18 protein-coding genes are annotated in these 21,758 nt (G+C 65.5%); 16 read left to right on the top strand and 2 right to left on the bottom strand.

The genetic code is table 11. From position 1 onward, the window contains the following. Positions 1 to 180 precede the first annotated feature (180 nt). The 5 genes from L0U84_RS00570 to L0U84_RS00550 all read left to right on the top strand — a co-directional run bounded on the left by L0U84_RS00570 (position 181) and on the right by L0U84_RS00550 (position 6,397). Positions 181 to 1,233, top strand: a complete 1,053-nt coding sequence (locus L0U84_RS00570; RefSeq protein WP_233851885.1) for a LacI family DNA-binding transcriptional regulator — start codon at positions 181 to 183, stop codon at positions 1,231 to 1,233. A 175-nt stretch (positions 1,234 to 1,408) separates the two neighbouring features. Further along, positions 1,409 to 2,428, top strand: a complete 1,020-nt coding sequence (locus L0U84_RS00565) for an ABC transporter substrate-binding protein (protein ID WP_233846236.1) — start codon at positions 1,409 to 1,411, stop codon at positions 2,426 to 2,428. Between the two features lie 323 nt (positions 2,429 to 2,751). Next, a complete protein-coding gene (locus L0U84_RS00560; RefSeq protein WP_233851884.1) occupies positions 2,752 to 4,317 on the top strand; it encodes a sugar ABC transporter ATP-binding protein in 1,566 nt (521 codons plus the stop codon). Positions 4,318 to 4,396: 79 nt separating this feature from the next. Next, positions 4,397 to 5,377, top strand: a complete 981-nt coding sequence (locus L0U84_RS00555; protein WP_442794020.1) for an ABC transporter permease — start codon at positions 4,397 to 4,399, stop codon at positions 5,375 to 5,377. Between the two features lie 63 nt (positions 5,378 to 5,440). After that, on the top strand, positions 5,441 to 6,397 hold the full coding sequence (locus L0U84_RS00550; RefSeq protein WP_233846225.1) for an ABC transporter permease: 957 nt from the start codon (positions 5,441 to 5,443) through the stop codon (positions 6,395 to 6,397). Positions 6,398 to 6,583: 186 nt separating this feature from the next. Here the strand turns inward: L0U84_RS00550 and L0U84_RS00545 are convergent, their stop codons facing one another. Next, positions 6,584 to 7,738 (bottom strand): hypothetical protein, encoded by a 1,155-nt coding sequence (locus L0U84_RS00545; RefSeq protein ID WP_233846223.1) that lies wholly within the window; start codon positions 7,736 to 7,738, stop codon positions 6,584 to 6,586. Positions 7,739 to 8,327: 589 nt separating this feature from the next. On the opposite strand from L0U84_RS00545, the gene L0U84_RS00540 reads away from it, so the two are divergent. The 11 genes from L0U84_RS00540 to L0U84_RS00490 all read left to right on the top strand — a co-directional run bounded on the left by L0U84_RS00540 (position 8,328) and on the right by L0U84_RS00490 (position 20,855). Then, on the top strand, positions 8,328 to 9,098 hold the full coding sequence (locus tag L0U84_RS00540; RefSeq protein WP_062125522.1) for a ferredoxin--NADP reductase: 771 nt from the start codon (positions 8,328 to 8,330) through the stop codon (positions 9,096 to 9,098). Positions 9,099 to 9,521: 423 nt separating this feature from the next. Next, the gene (locus tag L0U84_RS00535) at positions 9,522 to 10,409 is read left to right on the top strand and encodes a sensor histidine kinase (protein WP_233846221.1); all 888 of its coding nucleotides are present in this window, start codon (positions 9,522 to 9,524) and stop codon (positions 10,407 to 10,409) included. A 10-nt stretch (positions 10,410 to 10,419) separates the two neighbouring features. Continuing rightward, positions 10,420 to 11,076, top strand: coding sequence for a response regulator transcription factor RqpR (rqpR, locus tag L0U84_RS00530; protein ID WP_233846212.1), 657 nt, complete (start codon positions 10,420 to 10,422; stop codon positions 11,074 to 11,076). Positions 11,077 to 11,374: 298 nt separating this feature from the next. Beyond that, positions 11,375 to 12,766 (top strand): amino acid permease, encoded by a 1,392-nt coding sequence (locus tag L0U84_RS00525; protein ID WP_233846210.1) that lies wholly within the window; start codon positions 11,375 to 11,377, stop codon positions 12,764 to 12,766. Between the two features lie 428 nt (positions 12,767 to 13,194). Then, a complete protein-coding gene (locus tag L0U84_RS00520) occupies positions 13,195 to 13,719 on the top strand; it encodes a (2Fe-2S)-binding protein (RefSeq protein WP_233846208.1) in 525 nt (174 codons plus the stop codon). Between the two features lie 10 nt (positions 13,720 to 13,729). Beyond that, on the top strand, positions 13,730 to 16,111 hold the full coding sequence (locus L0U84_RS00515; RefSeq protein ID WP_233846206.1) for a xanthine dehydrogenase family protein molybdopterin-binding subunit: 2,382 nt from the start codon (positions 13,730 to 13,732) through the stop codon (positions 16,109 to 16,111). A 28-nt stretch (positions 16,112 to 16,139) separates the two neighbouring features. Further along, positions 16,140 to 16,937, top strand: a complete 798-nt coding sequence (locus L0U84_RS00510; protein ID WP_233846204.1) for an FAD binding domain-containing protein — start codon at positions 16,140 to 16,142, stop codon at positions 16,935 to 16,937. 171 nt (positions 16,938 to 17,108) lie between these two features. After that, positions 17,109 to 17,990, top strand: coding sequence for an AAA family ATPase (locus L0U84_RS00505; RefSeq protein ID WP_233846202.1), 882 nt, complete (start codon positions 17,109 to 17,111; stop codon positions 17,988 to 17,990). A gap of 11 nt (positions 17,991 to 18,001) precedes the next feature. Further along, on the top strand, positions 18,002 to 19,267 hold the full coding sequence (locus L0U84_RS00500) for a vWA domain-containing protein (RefSeq protein WP_233846200.1): 1,266 nt from the start codon (positions 18,002 to 18,004) through the stop codon (positions 19,265 to 19,267). Continuing rightward, positions 19,258 to 19,860 carry a CoxG family protein gene (locus L0U84_RS00495; protein ID WP_233846198.1) on the top strand — a complete coding sequence of 201 codons (603 nt, stop codon included), beginning with the start codon at positions 19,258 to 19,260 and terminating at the stop codon, positions 19,858 to 19,860. Before L0U84_RS00500 ends, L0U84_RS00495 begins: the two co-directional genes overlap by 10 nt. Continuing rightward, positions 19,833 to 20,855: an XdhC family protein gene (locus tag L0U84_RS00490; RefSeq protein ID WP_233846196.1), complete on the top strand. Its 1,023-nt coding sequence runs from the start codon at positions 19,833 to 19,835 to the stop codon at positions 20,853 to 20,855. The genes L0U84_RS00495 and L0U84_RS00490 overlap by 28 nt, the downstream gene beginning before the upstream one ends. Before the next feature lie 50 nt (positions 20,856 to 20,905). Here the strand turns inward: L0U84_RS00490 and L0U84_RS00485 are convergent, their stop codons facing one another. Then, positions 20,906 to 21,634, bottom strand: a complete 729-nt coding sequence (locus tag L0U84_RS00485) for a PepSY-associated TM helix domain-containing protein (RefSeq protein WP_442793962.1) — start codon at positions 21,632 to 21,634, stop codon at positions 20,906 to 20,908. Positions 21,635 to 21,758: the final 124 nt, after the last annotated feature.

The raw sequence follows: 21,758 nt of genomic DNA, 5'->3' as shown, positions 1-21,758 counted from the left end.
CGTTCAAAAGGCACCGTAACAGTCCGAAAGGTCTCCTCGTCGAAGACGAGTTGGCTCACGTTGCCGCGCGCATATTATTAGTGGTACCGTCATCAGCATGATGCCGCTGGCATTCCCCTGCCTCAGCGCCGCCTCGCCGCGGCCCGCACAATGAAAAAATCGACTCAGCGCCGCCCGACCATGACCGACATCGCCAAGCTCACCGGCGTGTCGCAATCTACCGTTTCGCTCGTGCTCAACAACGCGGCCGGAGCGAAATTCTCCGAGGCCACCCGCAACAATGTCCTCAAGACCGCGCACGATCTCGGCTACCGGCTGTCGCTGCGCGAGCCGCTCGCGACCTCCAGCGACGAGCGCAATCTGATCGTCTATCTGGCCGACGAAATCTCGACGAGCCCGCATCCGGTCGTCAGCATCGACGGCGCGCGCGATGCCGCGTATGCGAGCGGCAAGATACTCGCGGTCTACTCCACTCACGGCAACGCCGACATCGAAAAAAAGGTGCTCGACACGGTGCTCACGAATCCGCACGTGTTCGGCGTGATCTACGCGACCGTCTACACGCGCAAGGTCGAGCCGCCGAGCGCGCTGTCGCAGGTGCCGACCGTGCTGCTGAACTGCTACACCGGGGACGGCACGTTTTCGTCGGTGGTGCCGGCCGAGGTCGCGGGCGGCCACCTGGCGACCGAGTACCTGCTGCAGGCCGGCCATCGGCGCATCGGCTATATCAACGGCGAGCCATGGCAGGACGCCGCGAAAGACCGTCTGAAGGGCTACCGCACCGCGCTCGCGACCGCCGATCTGCCTTTCGCGTCAGAGCTCGTGCGCGACGGCGACTGGAGCTCGGGCCTCGGCTTCGAGCTGACGCTGTCGCTGATGCGCGAGGCCAATCCGCCCACCGCGATCTTCTGCGCGAACGACCTGACCGCGATCGGCGCGATCGAGGCGCTCAAGCAGCTAGGCCTGCGGGTGCCCGAGGACGTATCGGTGCTCGGCTACGACGATCAGGAAATCGCGCGCCACACGCATCCGCCGCTGTCGACCGTGGTACTGCCCAACTACGAGCTCGGCCGCTGGGCCGTCGACACGCTATTGCAGGAAGAGCACAACCGCGCGGCCGGCGCACCCGTGCGCCATCGCACGGTCAAGCTGGATGGACCGTTGGTCGAACGCACCTCGGTCAGGGTAATTACCGAGGCGAAACCGGTGACAATTAATATTATTAGTGATTGACCGATAATAATTCCTGGTGGAATAATCGGCACGTCGGGTCGGGAAGCAAGCGTACCGGTGGGTCATAGCCAACCGCACGCTCGCCGGCAAAAAACCGTCGGCACCCCGGCTGGACAGAGACAATCCCGAGCAGCAAAAAAAGCAAATACACCGTCACCGGTTACTGGAGGAAGACATGGCGTCGCTCAATACGCAGTCGCGCATGCTTGCGCGCAAGCAGCAGATTCGTCCGCTGGCAGCTTCGCTGCTGGCTCTGGCAATCGGTGTCGGCGCGGCGGCCGCGCACGCCGACGACGCATTGCCGAAGTTGTCGACCAAGACCCCGTTGAAGGTCGGTTTCGCGCAGACCGAAAGCAACAACCCGTGGCGTCTTGCGGAAACCAGGAGCTTCAAGGACATCGCCGCGAAATGCGGCTGGCAGGTCGTGATGACCGACGCCAACGGCTCCAACTCCAAACAGGTCTCCGACATTCAAAGCATGATCGCCCAGCACGTCGATCTGCTGGTCTTCCCGCCGCGCGAAGAGAAGCCGCTTGCGCCGGTCGTGCTGCAGGCGAAGAAGGCCGGCATTCCGGTGATCCTCGTCGACCGCGACGTCGACCAGTCGGTCGCGAAGGCGGGCCGCGATTACATCACGTTCATCGGCTCGGACTTCATCGATCAGGGTCACCGCGCCGCCGATTGGCTCGTCAAGGCGACGGGCGGCAAGGCGAAGATCATCGAGCTCGAAGGCACCACGGGTGCGTCCGCCGCGAACGACCGCAAGAAGGGCTTCGACGAAGTCATCGCGAAGAACCCCGGTATGACGATCATCGCATCGCAGAGCGGCGACTTCGCGCGCGACAAGGGCCGTCAGGTGATGGAAACGCTGCTGCAGGCGCATCCGGACGTGACCGCCGTGTACGCGCACAACGACGAAATGGCGCTCGGCGCGATCGCCGCGATCAAGGCGGCCGGCAAGCAGCCGGGCAAGGACATCCAGATCGTCACGATCGACGGCACCAAGGGCGGCATGGACGCGATCGCGGCCGGCGAGCTCGGCGCGAGCGTGCAGTCGAGCCCGTTCTTCGGCCCGCTCGCCTGCGACGTTGCGCAGCGCTATGCGAAGGGTGAAAAGATCCCGACCTGGGTCAAGGTGTCCGACCGCTTCTACGACAAGGAAAACGTGCAGCAGAACATGCAGTACGGCTATTGATCGCAAGCATCGGGAAGCTCCCCGGGGCGGCATTTCCTCGGGGACGCCCTTCGGCGTTGTAGCAGGAAGTCACCCGCTCTCCATGAATGTCTCCTCGTCGGGCGGGTGGTGGGAAGGCTTCGAAGCGACGCGCCCGTGACCGACGGACCGTCGCTTCGCTTTTATGCGGGCGTAACTGGGCCGCGCACTGGCGCGACGGGCCCCACGTCGCCGGCAACAGCGCAGTCGGCAATATCGGCAGCATCCGCATCAGGAGAACTCCCGTGACGGAATCTGGCAAAGAGACGCCACACTCCCCCCTTACCCGTTCGCCGCTGCTCGAGATGCAGGACATCGGCATCAGCTTCGGCGGCGTGCCCGCGTTGCGCGGCGCGAATCTGAGCGTGGCAGCTGGCGAAGTGCACGCGCTGATCGGCCAGAACGGCGCCGGCAAATCGACCATGATCAAGATCCTGACCGGCGCCTATCGGCGCGGCTCGGGCAGCGTGAGATTCGAAGGCCGCGAGGTCGATTTCCGCACGCCGAAGCAGGCGCGCGAAGCGGGCATCAGCACGATCTACCAGGAGATCAACCTGGTGCCGTTCCGATCGGTCGCGGAAAACATCTTTCTCGGCCGCGAACCACGCCGCTTCGGTCTGATCGACTGGCGCACGGTGCAGCGGCGCGCCGCCGCGCTGCTCGATTCGTTCGGTTTGCAGATCGACGTGAAAAAGCCGGTCGGCCGTTACTCGACCGCGATCCAGCAGATGGTGGCGCTCGCCCGCGCGGTGTCGTCGGACGCGAAGATGGTGATCATGGACGAGTCGACGTCATCGCTCGACGAGCGCGAAGTCGAGCTGCTGTTCACCGTCGTGCGCAAGCTGCGCGACGACGGCCGCGCGGTGATCTTCGTGTCGCACCGGCTAGACGAGTTGTACGCGCTGTGCGATCGCGTAACCGTGATGCGCGACGGCCAGACGGTCGCGCAAAGCACGATGGCCGAGATGGACAAGCTGCAGCTCGTCACGACGATGCTCGGCCGCTCGCTCGCCGCGGTCGTGCAGGACGACACCGCCGCGCGCGAAGCGAATCTCGCGAAGCGCGGCAAGCAGGTGATCGGCGCGACCCAGCTCGGCGCGCCGCCGAAGGTCAACGGCGTATCGCTCGACGTGCACGCGGGCGAGGCGGTGGGCCTCGCCGGCCTGCTCGGCTCGGGCCGCACCGAAACGATGCGGCTGATGTTCGGCGCCGATCCGCTGGCGCAAGGCTCGCTCACGATCGGCGGCGAGGCGGTCGCGCTGAAGTCGCCGCAGGATGCCATCGCACGCGGCCTCGCGTACCTGACCGAAGACCGCAAGGGCGAAGGCATCGTCCCCGAGCTGTCGGTGCGCGACAACCTGACGCTCGTCTGTCTACGCACGCTCGCGAAGAACGGCATCGTCGACGTGAAGAAGCAGCAGGCGATCGTCGAGCGTTTCATCGCATCGCTCGGCATCAAGCTGCGCTCGGCCGATCAGCCGATCCGCGAGCTGTCGGGCGGCAACCAGCAGAAGGTGCTGCTCGCGCGCTGGCTCGCGGCCGAGCCGACGCTGCTGCTGCTCGACGAACCGACGCGCGGCATCGACGTCGGCGCGAAAGCCGATGTCGCGAAGATCGTGCGCGAGTTGCGCGACGCGGGGCTCGCGGTGCTGCTGTCAGCGTCCGAGCTCGAAGAGCTGACCGCGGTCGCCGATCGCGCGGTCGTGATCCGCGACGGCCGCACCGTCGCCGAGCTGAACGGCGCCGACATGAGCGAGACCGCGATCATGGATGCGATCGCCTACGGCAGCGAGGGCCAGTCGGCGCTCGCGGAAGCCGCGCAATCGGCCCACATCGAAGACGCGTTGGAGGGCGACCGTCATGGCGCTTAAGCTGCATACAAATTCGCTGCGCACCGATGCGTCGGGCGCCGTTGCGTCGGGCGCCGCTGCGTCGGGCGCCGACGCCACCATGACGCAATCGACCAATACCCCGCCCGCGCGGCCCGCGACCGCCGTTCAGAAGTGGCGCCATCTCGCGATGCAGCGCGAAGTGATCGTGCTGCTCGCGATGGTGCTGTTCAACCTGATCTTCACGCCGCACTTCTGGTCGTTACAGACCTTCAACGTGAACATGACGCAGGTCGTGACGATCGTGATCGTCGGCATCGGCATGACGCTCGTCGTGGCGACCGGCGGCATCGATCTGTCGGTGGGCGCGTCGATGGCGATTTCGGGCGCGCTCGCACCGATGCTGTTCCTCAACATCGCGGGACCGCTCGGCATCGCGCTCGCGTTCGTGCTGCCGGTGCTGGCGGCCGCCGCGTGCGGCGTGTTCAACGGCCTGCTCGTCACGCGATTGTCGGTGCAGCCGATCGTCGCGACACTCGTGCTGTTCATCGCCGGGCGCGGCATCGCGCAGGTCGTCACCGACGGCAGCCTGCAGGCGTTCAACACGCCGGCCTTCCAGTGGATCGCGCTCGGCAAGGTCGCGGGCGTGCCGTTCCAGGTGCTGCTGATGCTCGCGCTCGTCGGCGTGTTCGTGTGGGTCGTGCGCAAGACGCTGTTCGGCCAGTATCTGCTGATCACCGGCGGCAACGAAAAAGCCGCGTATCTGTGCGGCGTGCCGACCGCCGCCATCAAGATGATCGCGTACACGCTGTGCGCCGCGCTCGCGGGCCTCGCCGGGCTGATCTCGATCTCGGTGAATTCGTCTTCCGATGCGAACGTCGTGGGGCTTGGCGTCGAGCTCGACGCGATCGCGGCGGTCGCGGTCGGCGGCACCGCGCTGACGGGCGGCAAGGCGTATATCGGCGGCACGCTGATCGGCGCGCTGATCATCCAGTTGCTGCGCTATACGCTGCTCGCCCATGGCATCCCCGATGCGGCCGCGCTCGTCGTGAAGGCCGGCATCATCGTCGCGGCGGTTTATGTGCAGCGGCGCTCGCGCTGATTCTGGCGCAGGCTCCCACGCTCATTTTCACGATCTGCGCGCAACCTTTCCGGATTCGATGCGATGAAAAAGAATCTTCCCATTCTGCTCGCGCTCGCGGCGCTCGTCGTCTTTGGCCTCGTGCGCTATGAGCACTTCGGCTCGGCGTACAACATCACGTCGTTCTGGCGCTACAACTCGATGTTCGCGCTGATCTCGATCGGCATGGCCTTCGTGATCATCACGGGCGGCATCGATCTGTCGGTCGGCACGGTCGCGGCCCTCGCGAGCGTGGTCGCCGCATTGACGAGCGCCTACGGCGGCTGGGTCGCGGTGCTGGCGGGCTGCGTGGCCGGACTCGCGGTCGGCGTGCTGAACGGCATCATCATCACGCGGCTCAGGATCCTGCCGTTCATCGTCACGCTCGCGACGAGCCTCGGCGCGCACGGCGTCGCGCTGTTGCTCGGCAAGAACGACGCGGTATCGATCGCGGCCGATTCGAACTTCGGCAACTTCGGTCAGGGCGATCTGTTCGGGCTGCCGATTCCGGGACTCGTCGCGCTCGCCGCCGCGCTCGCCGGCTGGCTCGCGCTGCGCAGCACGCGCTTCGGGCGGCACTCGCTCGCGATCGGCGGCAGCGAAGAGGCCGCGCGGCTGATGGGGCTGAACGTCGACCGTACGCTGGTAATGGCCTATGCGGTGAGCGGGCTGCTCGCCGGCATGGCGGGCGTGATCCTCGCCGCACAGTTCGGCGCGGGGCAGCCGAACGAAGGCGTCGGCTGGGAGCTGTTCGCGATTTCGGCGGTCGTGCTCGGTGGCACGCTGCTGACCGGCGGCGAGGGCTCGGTCGCGATGACGATTGCCGGCGTGCTGCTGCTCGGACTCGTGTTCAATCTGCTGAACTTCGAGAACGGGCTCGGGTTCATCAGTCTGTCCGCGTACTGGCAGTCGGTGATTCGCGGCGTGTTTCTGCTGCTCGTGATCGTGCTGCAGGCGCGGGTGTTGAAACAGCGCGGGAAAAAGCGGGTGGCGGCGGCGTAGCAAGCGGCACCCGCGAGTTGGCGTCATCAAATCCATCGAACAGAATCTTCTTGTCTGTCTAAGGCTTGCCGCTACAATCGCCGCCCCCGATTCATATCTGTGTACCGATAGACTAGCCGCGGAACCGTGTGACCGTGACGCGTCCCCGACGCGTTACGTCGTCCCCGATCGCCGTCCTCGGCTCCCTTATTGATTGTCTGTGCGCAACGTCCAGACCGTCGCCGTATTCGTGTTGTCGTCCACCGCGGTGAACTGCTGGTGGCGCTTGCTATCGAGGCCGAAGGCAAGGCCGAACGCGGAGCCCGACACAGAGTCGACCTGCAGTTGAGCGACGAATTGTCCGTCGACGGTGAACTCGACGATTTCGCTGGGATGTTTCGGGTCGGGGTTGACCGCGTCGCCGTTCGCGGTGACGAGGTGCCCGTTGGGCGCGAGCGCCAGTGCAAGCGGACCGTGGAGATGCTTGTTGTCCTGGTAAATCATCCGGCCCATGCCGCCATCGTGATCCGCGCCCGCGGCGCCGTAGATGGCGAACACTGCGTTGTCACCCGTCGAGGCGACATAAAGCACGTCCTTCGACGGGTCGTAAGCCAAGCCCGTGGGGCCGACCACAAGTGCCGCCGGATCGGTACGGTGCATATAGCCTGACGCAATGATGGTCGAGCTACGCAGCATCCGAGCGCCGTCATCGTCGAAGGCAAGATCGATCCGCGCGACCTTTCCGTTCAACACATCCGAGACGAAGACCCGGACGTATTGCCCCCCGTCGATCACGGTGAGATCCCAGGGGCCGTCCAGCAGTTTGGAATCTTTCAGTTCGTTGGCGAGGCTGCCCTGCGGATTAATGACGAGCAACGAGCCCGGAGGGATGACGTTCTTGCCATCAGTGGTCGGCACATTACCCACCAGAACGAAGCCGTTTTTGAGCACCGCGAGCGCCGTCGTGAGACCTAGATTGCTTCCCTGGAAGAAAGTGACTGGATTGCCATTGGGCACGATCTTGACGATCGTCGTACCGGTACCCTGCAGATTCGACTGCGCATTGAAATTCGACACCACGATGTCGCCGGGTTTGAGCGTGCTCCAGGACGGCACGCCGAACGGCACGAAGGCCATGCCGTACGGATTGACATCGCCGTTGGTCGGAACGGTCGATGAGGTCACCGCGTGCGGCGGCAGGATCACCTCCTGCGCCTGTGCCGCGACAGTCCCCAACGATAAAGCCAGCAGACCGGCTCGACACACCGCTCGACGCAAACGGCGCGATGCGCGTGCCCGTATCGCCAGTCCGTTGAAGCCTGTGTATGAACCGAATGCAGATATCGCACGAGAAGTTTCCATTTGAACACCTCCTACTCGCAGGGGCGGCCGAAGCCGCCAGGACGAGTCGCGCAGCCACGGCACTGCCTCGCTTCGCACGACTCGCGTCCTGCGTAAACGACGCAACGTCCGACGTATTCCCCAAAAGATTGCGCGGTGCGAACGATGTCGAACACGAGGCGATCTCGATGGCGCCGGGAAGGCTTCCGCCCCATTTGCCAGTTTTATCAGCAGGGTCAATGCTGCACCGCACGCCGGCTTTCGGTATCATCCTGAAATTGTTGCCCACGCGGCGCGTCGCTTTCGCGCCTGCCGGACAGCCAATGGCAGCCGCCCTGCGCGGCGTTCGCCGAATCGCCGTACCCCGCTGAAGCACGGCCGCACTCACGCCAACGTACTTCGCGGCGCCAGCAAGCCGGCGCCGCCGCTTCCCGGTTTGGCAACCTGCTTTACCACGCTCGACCGCCGCGCCGCAGCCCCGCCCCGGCGGGCACGGTAAAATGGCGGATTGCGCGGGAGTCCCGACCACGGGTCAGCGCAGCATCGCCCCTTGCCGTGCCGGCCGGCTCAGACGACTGGCCGCCTTTGTTTTCGCACTATCCAAGAAGCCATGAGCAACCTGAATTCACAAACCGTCCTGAGCGTCCATCACTGGACCGATACGCTTTTCAGCTTCACCTGCACGCGTGATCCGTCGTTTCGCTTCGAAAACGGCCAGTTCACGATGGTGGGCCTGCAGGTCGAGGGCAAGCCGCTGCTGCGCGCATATAGCCTCGCCAGTGCGAACTACGAAGAACATCTCGAATTCCTCAGCATCAAGGTGCAGGACGGTCCGCTCACGTCGCGCCTGCAGCACCTGAAGGTCGGCGACGAAGTGCTGATCGGCAAGAAGCCGGTCGGCACGCTGGTGGCCGATAACCTGCTGCCGGGCAAGACGCTGTGGCTGTTGTCCACCGGCACGGGCCTCGCGCCGTTCATGTCGATCATCAAGGATCCGGACATTTACGACCGCTACGAGCGCGTGGTCCTCACGCACACCTGCCGTTTCGTCGACGAACTCGCGTACAAGGAATACATCACCGACCACCTGCCGGCGCATGAACACCTCGGCGAGCTGGTGCAGGAAAAGCTGCTGTACTACCCGACCGTCACGCGTGAAGCGTTCCAGAACCGGGGTCGCATCACCGAGCTGATCGAAACCGAAAAGCTGTTCGCCGACCTCGGCGTGCCGGGTTTCTCGCTCGAGAACGACCGGGTCATGCTGTGCGGCAGCCCGCACATGCTTCGCGACACGCGCAAGCTGCTCGAAGACGCGGGCTTCAAGGAAGGCAGCAACAACGAGCCGGGCCATTACGTGGTCGAAAAGGCCTTCGTCGGCTAAGCCCGAATTCCCTCTTCGCGGCCCGCGCGCCGCGAAATCCAAAAAAGGAGCCTCCGGGCTCCTTTTTTGTTGCTCCGTTACAAATTGGAGCCTGTCTCATCACCTTCGCTGTCAGAATTCCTCTGACAAGACGAGTATGCGCAAAACATCATGTAATTTCTTAAAACTCGGCGCCAACCCTTGGTGTGACTGCTTTTTTAATCTTTTTGGGATATGATCGCGCCGCGAGATCAGACGAATTCGCGCACCGATTTTCGTCAACCCGAGTTGTTACTGGATGTAAATTTCGTTACGTTGAGCCATCGTGTTTCGTCCGTCGCGCTGGTTGCCCGATGGCGGGACGCGAAACCTCGTGATGCAGGCTTCGATTCCGTCTGCGCGCGCCCGCTTCGCTGTCCACTCCGCTTCCTGAGAGGGAAATTCATGGATACGTCGACTGCCGTCCCGTTCAACGCTCCGCTGGCCTCGTCCGCGCAGCGTGATGGCTTCGACATGCCGTCGCTCGCCGCGCGCGAGATCGAGCGACTGCGCGCGCGGGTGCGCGAGCTGTCGGCCGAACTGGTCGACGCGCAGGAAAGCGTGCGCCGTCACGTCGCGCGCGAACTGCACGACGGCGTCGGCGCCGAGCTGACCGCAACGCGCTTCGCGCTCGCCGGCGTCGAAACCTGGCTACCTGCCGACGCGCCGACGCAATGCGCGGCCGCCCTGGCGGTCGCGAATCGTTCGCTCGACGCGGTGCACGCGGCGAGCCGTGAGGCCATCGCGCAACTGCACGCGCCGTCGTTCGAGACGGGCCTTGCCGGCACGCTGAAGTGCTGGATCCGCGACTTCTCCACGCGCACCGGCTTGCGCACCACCTTCACCTGCAGCGACGACGCGCGGCTCGCGCGCCTGCCCGCCGATGCCGCGCTCGCCGTGTTCCGCGTCGCGCAGGAAGCGCTGAACAACGTCGCGAAACACGCACGCGCGAGCTGCGCCGACGTGCGCGTCGAAACCGGTGCGCGTCATCTGAAGCTCTTCGTCAGCGACGATGGCATCGGCCTGCCGAGCGGCGCGCGCGAACGCGGCCGTCAAAAAGAACCAGGCAAGCATTTCGGCCGCGCCGGCATGCAGGCGCGCTGCGCCGCATTCGATGGCATGCTGCGAGTCGGCGCGAGGCGCGCGAGCGCCGGTGGTGGCGAGGACAGCGGTACCGGCAACAACGGCGTCGTCGCCGCGCGCGGCACCGTGATCCAGGCACGCTTCGCCTGGCACGCGCTGCTGGCGGCCATCCCCGCCCCGCGCGCCGCCCGGCGCGCGCTGCAATCGTGAGCCCGCGATCATGAGCCTGCGTATCCTGATCGTCGAAGATCACGCGGTGGTCCGCCAGGGCGTTCGCCAGCTGCTGCTCGATCGCGGCATCGCGCGCGAGGTCGCCGAGGCGCAAAGCGGCTCCGAAGCGCTCGACTCGGTCGTCCATCAAAGTTTCGACGTCGTGCTGCTCGACATTTCGCTGCCCGACATGAACGGCGTCGAGGTGCTCAAGCGTCTGAAGCGCAAAGCGCCGCGCGTCGCGGTGCTGATGTTTTCGATGTACCGCGAGGACCAGTACGCGGTGCGCGCGCTCAAAGCCGGCGCGTCCGGCTATCTGTCGAAAACGGTCGACGCCGGGCAAATGATCGGCGCGATCCAGCAGGTCGCCGCGGGCCGCAAGTACGTGAGCCCCGAGATGGCAGAGGCGCTCGCCGACTACGTGTCGTTCGACGGCGAGCAGTTGCCGCACGAAAAGCTGTCCGACCGCGAATACCAGACGCTGTGCATGCTCGCATCGGGCAAACGGCTCACCGATATCGCGGCTGCGTTGTCGCTGTCGGTGAAGACGGTCAGCGTGTACCGCACGCGGCTACTCGACAAGATGAAGCTGCGCAATAACGCCGAGCTCACCTTCTACGTAATGAGCAACCGCCTCGTCGATCTGAATCCCGCGATGGCCGGCTAGGCCGGCAAGCGCCGCCGGTCGTGCCTGCGGCGTCGCGCCGCAGTCGTCCGAGCGTGGCGCCGGCGCACACGAAGAGATTCCCTCCTCTTCAATCGCTTATTCAGTAAAGGCTTCACTGCCGCGCCGCTTCGGGCACCGTACGGCCACCTCGAAGTCCCCTCTTGGCGGGAGTTTCCGCCCGCCGCCCTGGTCCCTGTAACGCCGCCGCGAACCAGCCCGGCGGCACGCATCCGCTAGAATTGCGGGTTTTCCCCGACATTCGGCGCGCAACACGCGTGCACCACTGGAGACCTCGCCAATGTCCCTGTTCCGCAAAAAGAGCGTCGAGCACATGCTCGCGGCGAGCGCCCAGACCGCCGGCCTGAAAAAAACGCTCGGCGCGCTCGACCTGACTTTCCTCGGCGTCGGCGCCATCATCGGCACCGGCATCTTCGTGCTGACCGGCACGGGCGCCTTACAGGCCGGCCCCGCGCTGATGATCTCGTTCGTGGTCGCGGCGATCGCCTGCGGCTTCGCCGCGCTCGCTTACGCCGAATTCGCGTCGACGATTCCGGTCGCCGGTTCGATCTATACGTACTCGTACGCGACGCTCGGCGAACTGGCCGCGTGGATCATCGGCTGGGACCTGATGCTCGAGTACGGGCTCGCGACCTCGGCGGTGTCGGTCGGCTGGTCCGGCTATCTGCAGTCGCTGCTGTCGGGCTTCGGCGTGTCGTTGCCGATGGCACTGACCGCAGCCCCCGGCGCCGTCCCCGGACACGAGACGCTGTTCAACCTGCCCGCCTTCCTCGTGATGATGGCGATCACCACGCTGCTGTCCGTCGGCGTGCGCGAATCCGCGCGGATCAACAACATCATGGTTGCGATCAAGGTGACCGTTGTGCTGCTAGTCATCGGTGTCGGCGTGTTTCACGTCACGCCGGCCAACTGGCACCCGTTCATGCCGCACGGCTGGAGCGGCGTATTCGGCGCGGCCGCGGTGATGTTCTTCGCGTTCATCGGTTTCGACTCGGTGTCGTCGGCGGCCGAAGAGGTGAGGAACCCGAAGCGCGATCTGCCGATCGGCATCATCGCGTCGCTCGGCGTGTGCGCGGTGCTGTACGTGGCCGTGGCCGCGGTCGTCACCGGCATCGTGCCGTCCGAGAAGTTCATGGGCATCTCGCACCCGGTGTCGTACGCGCTGCAGCTGGCCGGGCAGAACTGGGTCGCGGGCTTCATCGACCTCGGCGCGGTGCTCGGCATGCTGACCGTGATTCTCGTGATGGCCTACGGTCAGACGCGGGTGATCTTCGCGATGTCGCGCGACGGCCTGCTGCCCGCGAAGCTGTCGAAAGTGCATCCGCGCTTCGCGACGCCGTTCTTCACCACGTGGCTCGTCGGCATCTTCTTCGGCCTGATCGGCGCGCTGGTGCCGCTCAATGTGTTGGCTGAACTGATCAATATCGGCACGCTCGCGGCATTCTCGATGGTGTCGATCGCCGTGCTCGTGCTGCGCAAGACGCACCCCGATCTGCCGCGCGCGTTCCGTTGCCCGGGCGTGCCGGTCGTGCCGGTGCTCGCGGTCGCATCGTGCCTGTTCCTGATGCTGAACCTGCAAGGCATCACGTGGGGTGCGTTCCTGATCTGGCTGCTGATCGGCCTGGTCATCTACTTCGGCTACTCGCGCCGCCATTCGAAACTGGCAAAGTAATGCGCCGTTTCAACGAGGCCGCGCCAATGAGCTGAATGCGCGCGAGCGCGGCCTCGCTTTCCGCTGATCTATCGATGCGCCCCGTCATGCTCCGCGTGACGGGGCGCGTGTCTTTTCGGCGCTCCGTTCCATGGCCGCCATGCTTCGCTTCGTGCGCTCGCGCGCGCCGAACACACTTCCCCTCATAGCGCGCCCGCGCGATTTGTGCTTTACTTTTCGGCAGACTTGTAAAACCCGCAGCACCCTCATCGGACCTCGCGAGTCGTAGTTGGCAAGCAGTCAGCACGCAGTCGAAGCAAAGCAGGGGCAATAACAATCACAGGTCCGGTCTCACCCACAGCAACTATCTTGCATGGGATCGTGGTCTGCGCAGAGGCGGGGATCCATACGCCGAAGCGCGTGCTCCGATCAATTAAGGAGACAGCTTCATGGCGATCAGCATCAGTCTGACGGTAAATGGCGCGCCCGTGAGCGCCTCAGTCGACCCTGGCACCCTGCTTGTCCAGTTCCTGCGCGATCAACTCCGCCTCACCGGCACCCACGTCGGCTGCGATACGGCGCAATGCGGCGCCTGCACCGTGCATCTGAACGGCCGCGCGATCAAGTCCTGCAACATCCTCGCCGCGCAAGTCGATGGTGCCGAAGTCACGACCATCGAAGGACTCGCGCACAACGGCGCGCTGCACCCGATGCAGGCCGCGTTCAAGCACTGCCACGGTCTGCAATGCGGCTTCTGCACGCCGGGCATGGTGATGAGCGCGGTGTCGCTGGTGCAGCGTCAACCCGATCTGACCGGCGACGACGTGCGCGAGCAGCTCGACGGCAATCTGTGCCGCTGTACGGGCTATCACAACATCGTCAAGGCCGTGCTCGAAGGCGCCGCGGGTATGAAGTCATCCGCCGCATCGAGCGCATCTGCCGGCGCGAATGCCGCCGGCGCAACCGCCGCCTGAGGAGCCGACGATGAACGCACCCGATACCCAGAGCCTGATCGGCGCCGCCGTCGAACGCAAGGAAGACTATCGCTTCCTGACCGGCAAAGGCCAGTACACCGACGACATCGTGCTGCCGCAGCAAACCTACGCGGTGTTCCTGCGCTCGCCGCACGCGCATGCGAAGATCACCAGCATCGACACTACCGCCGCTAAAAAGTCGCCGGGCGTGGTCGCGATCTTCACCGGCGCGGACCTCGCGGCGGAGAACGTCGGCGGACTGCCGTGCGGCTGGCTGATCCACAGCACCGACGGCAAGCCGATGAACGAGCCGCCGCATCCGGTGATCGCGCATACGAAAGCGCGGCACGTGGGTGACCAGATCGCGCTCGTGATCGCCGAATCGATCAAGGCCGCGAAAGATGCGGCCGAACTGATCGAGGTCGATTACGAAGAGTTGCCGGCCGTGGTCGATACCGCGCATGCGGCCGACCCGGGTCAGGCGGCAGTACACGACGAAGTGCCCGACAACGTCTGCTACAACTGGGGCCACGGCGACAAGGCCGCAACCGATGCGGCGTTCGCGAAAGCCGCGCACGTGACCACGCTCGACATCGTCAACAACCGCCTCGTGCCGAACGCGATCGAACCGCGCGCGGTCAACGCGAATTATTCGGCGCAGGACGACAGCTACACGCTGTATGTCGCGAATCAGAATCCGCACGTCGAGCGGCTGTTGATGGCCGCGTTCGTGCTGTCGCTGCCGGAATCGAAACTGCGCGTGATCGCGCCGGACGTCGGCGGCGGCTTCGGCTCGAAGATCTTCCTGTACGCGGAAGACGTCGCGCTCACATGGGCATCGAAGAAGATCGGCCGGCCGGTCAAATGGACGGCCGAGCGCTCCGAGGCGTTCCTATCCGATGCGCACGGCCGCGATCACGTGACCAAAGCCGAGCTCGCGCTGGACGCCGACGGCAAGTTCCTCGCGATGCGCGTGCACACGATCGCGAACATGGGCGCGTATCTGTCGACGTTCGCCTCGAGCGTGCCGACGATCCTGTACGCGACGCTGCTCGCCGGCCAATACGCAACGCCCGCGATCTACGCCGAAGTGAAGGCGGTCTTCACCAACACCGTTCCCGTCGATGCGTATCGCGGCGCGGGCCGGCCGGAAGCGACCTTCGTCGTCGAGCGTCTGGTCGAAACCGCCGCGCGCGAGATGAAACTCGACCCCGCGGAAATCCGCCGCCGCAACTTCATCACGCAGTTCCCGTACGCGACGCCAGTCGGCCTCACCTACGACACCGGCGACTACAACACCATCCTGTCGCGCTCGCTGGAACTCGCGGACGTCGCGGGTTTCGCCGCGCGTCGGCAGGAATCCGAAAAGAACGGTAAGCGACGCGGCCTCGGCTACTCGTGCTACATCGAGGCATGCGGTCTCGCGCCGTCGAACATCGCGGGCGCGCTCGGTGCGCGCGCGGGCCTGTTCGAAGTCGGCCAGATTCGCGTGCACCCGACCGGCTCGGTCACCGTGTTCACGGGCTCGCACAGCCACGGCCAGGGACATGAGACGACCTTCGCGCAGGTGGTCGCGGACCGCCTCGGCATTGCGCTCGAAAGCGTCGAAATCGTGCACGGCGACACCGGCCGCATCGCGTTCGGCATGGGCACCTATGGCTCGCGTTCGATCGCGGTCGGCGGCTCGGCGATCTCGAAGGCGCTCGACAAGATCGAAGCCAAGGCGAAGAAGATCGCCGCGCATCTGCTCGAAGCGTCGGCCGAAGACATCGAGTTCAAGAACGGCGTGTTCCGCGTCGCGGGTACCGACCGCACCAAAGCGTTCGCGGAAATCTCGCTCGCCGCTTACGTGCCGCACAACTATCCGCTCGACGTGCTCGAACCGGGACTCGAAGAAAGCGCGTTCTACGATCCGACCAACTTCACGTATCCGTCGGGCGCATATATCTGCGAGGTCGAAGTCGATCCCGATACCGGCGAGTGCCGAATCGAGCAGTTCACCGCGGTCGACGATTTCGGCAACGTGATCAATCCGATGATCGTCGAAGGCCAGGTGCATGGCGGCCTCGGGCAAGGCATTGGCCAGGCGATGCTCGAGCGCTGCGTGTACGACAACGACAGCGGCCAGTTGCTGTCCGGCTCGTACATGGACTACGCGATGCCGCATGCGTCCGACCTGCCCGACTTCACGGTCGAGACCTCGAAGGGCACGCCGTGCACGCACAATCCGCTCGGCGTCAAAGGCTGCGGCGAAGCGGGCGCGATCGGCTCGCCGCCGGCGGTGATCAACGCGATCATCGACGCGCTCGCGCCGCTTGGTGTGACCGATCTGCAGATGCCGGCCACGCCGCATCGCGTGTGGTCCGCGATTCAAGCGGCGAAGCAAGCCTGACCCAACGATCCTGAGCGGAGCATTCGACATGTATTCATTCGAGTATCAACGCGCGACGGATCCGCAAGCGGCCGCCGCAGCCCTCACCGCCGACACCGAAGCGAAGTTCCTTGGCGGCGGCCAGAGCCTGCTGCCGACCATGCGCCTGCGTCTCGCGCAGCCGTCGCAATTGATCGACGTGACGCGCATTCCCGCGCTCAGGACGATCAGCGTCGACGCCAGCAAGGTGACGATCGGCGCGGCCGTCTGTCACGCGGACGTCGCCGAACATGCGGACGTGCGGCGCGTGTTGCCCGCGCTCGCGGAGCTGGCCGGCAATATCGGCGATCGCCAGGTGCGCGCGCTCGGCACGATCGGCGGCTCGCTTGCGAACAACGACCCGGCCGCGTGCTACCCGGCCGCGGCGATGGGTCTGGACGCGACGATCGTCACGGACCGGCGGCGCATTGCGTCGGGCGATTTCTTCGTCGGCATGTACGAGACCGCGCTCGCCCCCGACGAGTTGATCGTCGCCGTCGAGTTTCCGGTGCCCGAGCGGGCCGCGTACGAGAAATTCCGCAATCCGGCCTCGCACTTCGCGCTGGTCGGCGTGTTCGTCGCGAAGACCGCGAGCGGTGTGCGGGTCGCGGTGACGGGTGCGGCGTCGTCGGTATTTCGCGTGCCCGAGCTCGAAAGCGCGCTGTCGGCGAACTTCACGCCCGAGGCGGCACGCGCGGTCAGCGTGTCGCCCGACGAGCTGAACGAGGACATGCACGCGAGCGCCGCGTATCGCGCGCATCTGATTCCGGTGCTCGCCGCGCGCGCGGTCACGAAGGCAAACGCCTAGCGATCCTCGCCAGGTCACCCGGCTTGCCGCGCGTGCTCATCACGGTGCGCGCAAGCCGGCTTCGCTCACTTCGCGAGCGGGTGCGGGAGGTCGACGCCGACCTCGCGCCCATTTCGTTCTTCACTCGCGCCACGCTTGCGCCTTGGCCTGTGGCGCAGATTCAGGACCACCATGCAGCCGGCTTCGATCGACGACACCCTCGCCCAACTCGCCGCCCAACGCTATTTCGCGAGCCGCGAGCTTGCGACCGCGCTGTATCTCGCGCTATGCATGGAGCGGCCGTTGTTCGTCGAAGGCGAGCCGGGGGTCGGCAAAACCGAGCTCGCGAAAGCGGCGGCGGGCATGCTCGGCACCACGCTGCTGCGGCTGCAATGCTACGAAGGCCTCGACACCGCGAGCGCGCTTTATGAGTGGGACTACCCGCGCCAGATCATGGCGCTGCGGCTTGCCGAAGCGAGCGGCGAGCGTCCCGACAACGACACGCTGTATCGCGGCGAATTCCTGCTGAAGCGTCCGCTTCTGCAAGCGCTGCTGCCGGACGAAAAACATCCCGGCGCGCGGCGCGTGCTGCTGATCGACGAAATCGACCGCGCCGACGAACCGTTCGAGGCCTTCCTGCTCGAACTCCTTTCGGATTTCCAGGTATCGATTCCCGAATACGGCACCGTGCGCGCGGCGCAGCCGCCGCTCGTGATCATGACGTCGAACCGCACGCGCGAAGTGCACGACGCGTTGAAGCGCCGCTGTCTGTATCAATGGATCGGCTATCCGGATCGCGAGCGCGAACTCGAGATCGTCGCCGCGCGCGCGCCGCATACGTCGGCGCAGTTGCAGCGACGCGCGGTCGATTTCGTGCATCGGCTGCGCGGCATGGATCTGTTCAAGGCGCCCGGCATCGCCGAAACGATCGACTGGTGCCGCGCGCTCGAAGCGCTGTCGGTCACCGAGCTCGATCCGCAATCGGTGCAGAACACGCTCGGCGTGCTGCTCAAGTATCAGGACGATCTCGCGCGCGTGGATGCCGCGCAGATCGCGCAGTGTCTGGCCGAATGAGGATCGTTGGCATGGCGAACGAAACCGGCTCAGACACGCACGACGACGAGAACCAGCAAGCCGCGCCGATGCTGGCGCGCAACGTCGTCCATTTCGTGCGCGTGCTGCGCGGCGCCGGTTTGCCGATGTCACCCGCACAAGCGGTCGACGCGCTCGCCGCGTTGCAGTGGATCGACCTCGGCCGCCGCGACGACGTGCGCGCCGCGCTCGCCGCGCTGCTCGTCACCGCGCCCGACGAACGCGAACTCTTCAATGCCGCGTTCGATCTGTTCTGGCGCGACCCCGATTGGGAAGGCAAGCTGCGCGCGCTGCTGCTGCCGAAAGTGCGCGACGGGTTGCCACCGCCGAAGCGCAACAACCGTCTCGCCGATGCACTCGCGGTGCGCATGCCACCGTCGCCGCATCTGCATACGCCGCAGGAAACCGAGCAGCACGAGTTGCATGCGCAGTTGACGTTCAGCGCGGAGGAGCGGCTGCGTCATCGCGATTTCGACACGCTCAGCGCCGACGAGTGGCGCACGCTGCGTCATCTGATTCGCGGCCAGCGGCTGCCGCTCGCGACCGAACCGACGCGGCGTCTGAAGGCGGCATCGCACGGCACGCATGCCGACCTGCGCGCGAGCGCGCGGCACGCGGTGCGCGCGGGCGGCGACTGGACCGTGTGGAAATATCGAGCGAGGACCGAGCGCAAGCCGCCGCTGGTGCTGCTGCTCGACATTTCCGGCTCGATGAGCAACTACTCGCGCGCGGTGCTCTACTTCTGCCACGCGCTGCTGCAGTCGCGCGAACGTCTGCAGGTGTTTCTGTTCGGCACGCGGCTCACGAACGCGACGCGGGCATTGCGCGAGCGTGATCCTGACGTCGCGATCGCGACGCTCAGCGATCAGGTGGTCGACTGGTCGGGCGGCACGCGCATCGGCGCGGCGCTCGCCGAGTTCAACCGGCGCTGGGCGCGCCGCGTGCTCACCGGTCGTGCGACGGTGCTGCTCGTCACCGACGGTCTCGATCACGAAGCGATCGACGTGCTCGACACCGAAATGGCGCGGCTCGCACGCTTCGCGCATCGCATCGTATGGCTCAATCCGCTGCTGCGATTCAGCGGCTTCACTCCGAAAGCGCGCGGCGTGCAGGCGATCCTGCCGTATGTCGACGCGCATCGTCCGGTTCATAATCTAGACAGTCTCGCCGCGTTCGGCCACGACCTCGCGCAATTGACGCGCGCGCCTCGTCACGCCGTCGCCGCGACGACACTTGCAGGAGCAACGTCATGGAATTGACCGAAACTCATACGCTGCCTGTCACGCAGCAGCAAACGTGGGACGCGTTGAACGACACCGAGATGCTGCGCGCCTGCATCCCAGGCTGCGAAAGCATCGACCCCGACGGCGAAAACGCCTACCTGGTTGCGCTGAGCGCGGCGGTCGGTCCGGTCAAGGCGCGCTTCAAGGGGCGCATGCAACTGACCGACATCGACGCGCCGAACAGCTACAAGATCGTCTTCGAAGGCCAGGGCGGTGCCGCGGGCTTCGCGAAAGGCAACGCACAGGTCACGCTCGAAGCCGACGGCGATGCCGCGACGAAGCTCAGTTACACCGCCAACGCGCAGGTCGGCGGCAAGCTCGCGCAGATCGGCTCGCGGCTCGTCGACGGTGCGGCGCGCAAGATTGCCGGGGAGTTTTTCAAGCGCTTCAGTGCCCAGCTCTCGGGTGACAATAACGCCGATGAAGCCGCGGACGGCGACGCCTCGGTGGATACCGAAGCCGCGTCAGCGTCCGAGCAAACGCAATCGAACGAGGCCGCGGACGGCGAGTCCGGCGGCGAAGCAAAGAAAGGAAAGAAATCATGGACAGCGTGGATCTCGAAGTTCTGAAGACCAGCGCCCGCTGGCTCGAGGACGGACATCGCGCGCTCCTCGTGACGGTCGTGAAAACCTGGGGCTCGTCGCCGCGTCCCGAGGGCGCGATGCTCGCGGTGCGCGACGACGGCCTCGTGGTGGGGTCGGTGTCGGGCGGATGCATCGAAGACGATCTGATCGATCGCGTACGGCAACGTGGCATCGAGCAGACCCATCCGGAAGCGGTGAAGTACGGCATCACGGCCGAGGAAGCGCATCGCTTCGGGCTGCCGTGCGGCGGCACGATCCAGCTCGTGCTCGAACCGTTGACGCGGCAAAGCGGCATCGCCGAGCTGTGTCACGCGGTCGAAGACGGCCGGCTCGTCGCGCGCGAACTCGACATGGCGACGGGCGCGGTACGGCTCGACAACGCGCAGGCAACCGACGGCGTGCATTTCGACGATGAGCGTCTGCTGACGATCCACGGCCCGCGCTACCGGATGCTCGTGATCGGCGCTGGGCAGTTGTCGCGCTACCTGTGCCATATCGCGGTGGGGCTCGACTATCAGGTGACGGTCTGCGATCCGCGCGAGGAATACACCGAGGAATGGGACGTGCCTGGCACGAAGATCGTACGCACGATGCCGGACGATACCGTGACCGACATGAAGCTCGACGAGCGCTGCGCGGTGATCGCGCTCACGCACGATCCGAAGCTCGACGATCTCGCGCTGATGGAAGCGTTGAAGACGCCGGCGTTTTACGTCGGCGCGCTCGGCTCGCGCAGGAACAATCAAGCGCGACGCGAGCGCCTGAAGGAGTTCGATCTGAACGAAGCCGAACTGGCCCGTTTGCATGGACCTGTCGGCATTTATATCGGCAGCAGGACGCCGCCTGAGATCGCGGTGTCGATTCTGGCGGAAGTTACGGCGGCGAAAAATGGCGTGTCGCTGCCGACGCTATTGCAGGTCGAAGGCGCGAAAGCCGCGCGGGAAATTGCGGCGTCGGGTGGCGCCGCTTGCAGCGTGTAGTCCGGCCAGTTCAGCAAACGACGCGGGGGCACCAAGGGTGCCTTCCACGCTCACATCAACCCGCACACCAGCGCCGCGACCACCGAGCCGCCCACCAGCACCACGCCCACGGTGCGGCGTTTATTCAGTTCGGTCCACAGCAACACGCCGGTCAAGGACAGCAGAATCAGGCTGCCCGCGATCGTGTCGATCAACAGCACCCAGCCGACGCTGAGACCCACGCCCTTGTGCAGATTGCTCAGCGTCGCGAGAAACGAGTTGCGCGTGCGCTTCACCGACACGAAACCGTTGCCGACCCAGTACTCGGCCTGCACGCTGTGGCCCGGTCCCATGATGCCGACCTGCCACTGCTCCGGCTGCATCGTGCTGTGGTCGCCCCACGCGACCGGATGCGCGGGCTCGCGCTTCGCGCGCCCCGGCTTGCCGTCGATCTTCAACTCGCCCTGCAACCACTTCGCCATCTCCATCGGCGAGCGCAACGGTTTCTCGGGCACCGCGATCTGCATGTCCTCGACCTGCGGCGCGCCCGTCGAAATTTTCAGCGGACCGCCGCGATGATTGAGCAGGAAGCCGGTCACGCCGAACATCAGCCCGAGCACCGCGCCCCACAAGCCAACCCAGCCGTGCACGTTGCGCAGCCACCTGATGAAGGTCGCACGCCGCGAGCGTTGCCGCCGCGCCATCTGCGGCGTGGCGACGCCCGGCGTAGCGACGCCCGGCGTGGCGACGCCGGGCACAACGGAGGTAGGTTTGAAATCGATCGATTCAGGCGCGTTCACAACGGACTCCAGCGGCAACGGTGAGAAGAATTCGAGGGAGAAGAGGCGGATCGTCCGGCTTGCGGTCCGGACGATCCGCGTGAAGGGCTGGCTGGCAGTCACAGAGGAGGAGAAATGTGACAGA

Origin of the sequence: Paraburkholderia sp. HD33-4 (genome assembly GCF_021390635.1) — a bacterium.
In the GTDB taxonomy this organism is placed as follows: Bacteria; Pseudomonadota; Gammaproteobacteria; order Burkholderiales; family Burkholderiaceae; genus Paraburkholderia.
Note: the sequence above shows the minus strand (reverse complement) of the source record. Positions and strands in the feature narration are given on the sequence as shown.

Excerpts from the sequence above, each read along its gene's own strand:
- L0U84_RS00495 (WP_233846198.1), top strand. The coding sequence starts at position 19,258 with ATGGAATTGACCGAAACTCATACGCTGCCTGTCACGCAGCAGCAAACG.
- L0U84_RS00505 (WP_233846202.1), top strand. The coding sequence starts at position 17,109 with ATGCAGCCGGCTTCGATCGACGACACCCTCGCCCAACTCGCCGCCCAA.
- L0U84_RS00490 (WP_233846196.1), top strand. The coding sequence starts at position 19,833 with ATGGACAGCGTGGATCTCGAAGTTCTGAAGACCAGCGCCCGCTGGCTC.
- L0U84_RS00520 (WP_233846208.1), top strand. The coding sequence starts at position 13,195 with ATGGCGATCAGCATCAGTCTGACGGTAAATGGCGCGCCCGTGAGCGCC.
- L0U84_RS00510 (WP_233846204.1), top strand. The coding sequence starts at position 16,140 with ATGTATTCATTCGAGTATCAACGCGCGACGGATCCGCAAGCGGCCGCC.
- L0U84_RS00550 (WP_233846225.1), top strand. The coding sequence starts at position 5,441 with ATGAAAAAGAATCTTCCCATTCTGCTCGCGCTCGCGGCGCTCGTCGTC.
- L0U84_RS00545 (WP_233846223.1), bottom strand. The coding sequence starts at position 7,738 with ATGGAAACTTCTCGTGCGATATCTGCATTCGGTTCATACACAGGCTTC.
- L0U84_RS00515 (WP_233846206.1), top strand. The coding sequence starts at position 13,730 with ATGAACGCACCCGATACCCAGAGCCTGATCGGCGCCGCCGTCGAACGC.
- L0U84_RS00525 (WP_233846210.1), top strand. The coding sequence starts at position 11,375 with ATGTCCCTGTTCCGCAAAAAGAGCGTCGAGCACATGCTCGCGGCGAGC.
- L0U84_RS00570 (WP_233851885.1), top strand. The coding sequence starts at position 181 with ATGACCGACATCGCCAAGCTCACCGGCGTGTCGCAATCTACCGTTTCG.
- L0U84_RS00500 (WP_233846200.1), top strand. The coding sequence starts at position 18,002 with ATGGCGAACGAAACCGGCTCAGACACGCACGACGACGAGAACCAGCAA.
- L0U84_RS00560 (WP_233851884.1), top strand. The coding sequence starts at position 2,752 with ATGCAGGACATCGGCATCAGCTTCGGCGGCGTGCCCGCGTTGCGCGGC.
- L0U84_RS00535 (WP_233846221.1), top strand. The coding sequence starts at position 9,522 with ATGGATACGTCGACTGCCGTCCCGTTCAACGCTCCGCTGGCCTCGTCC.
- rqpR (WP_233846212.1), top strand. The coding sequence starts at position 10,420 with ATGAGCCTGCGTATCCTGATCGTCGAAGATCACGCGGTGGTCCGCCAG.
- L0U84_RS00565 (WP_233846236.1), top strand. The coding sequence starts at position 1,409 with ATGGCGTCGCTCAATACGCAGTCGCGCATGCTTGCGCGCAAGCAGCAG.
- L0U84_RS00555 (WP_442794020.1), top strand. The coding sequence starts at position 4,397 with ATGACGCAATCGACCAATACCCCGCCCGCGCGGCCCGCGACCGCCGTT.
- L0U84_RS00540 (WP_062125522.1), top strand. The coding sequence starts at position 8,328 with ATGAGCAACCTGAATTCACAAACCGTCCTGAGCGTCCATCACTGGACC.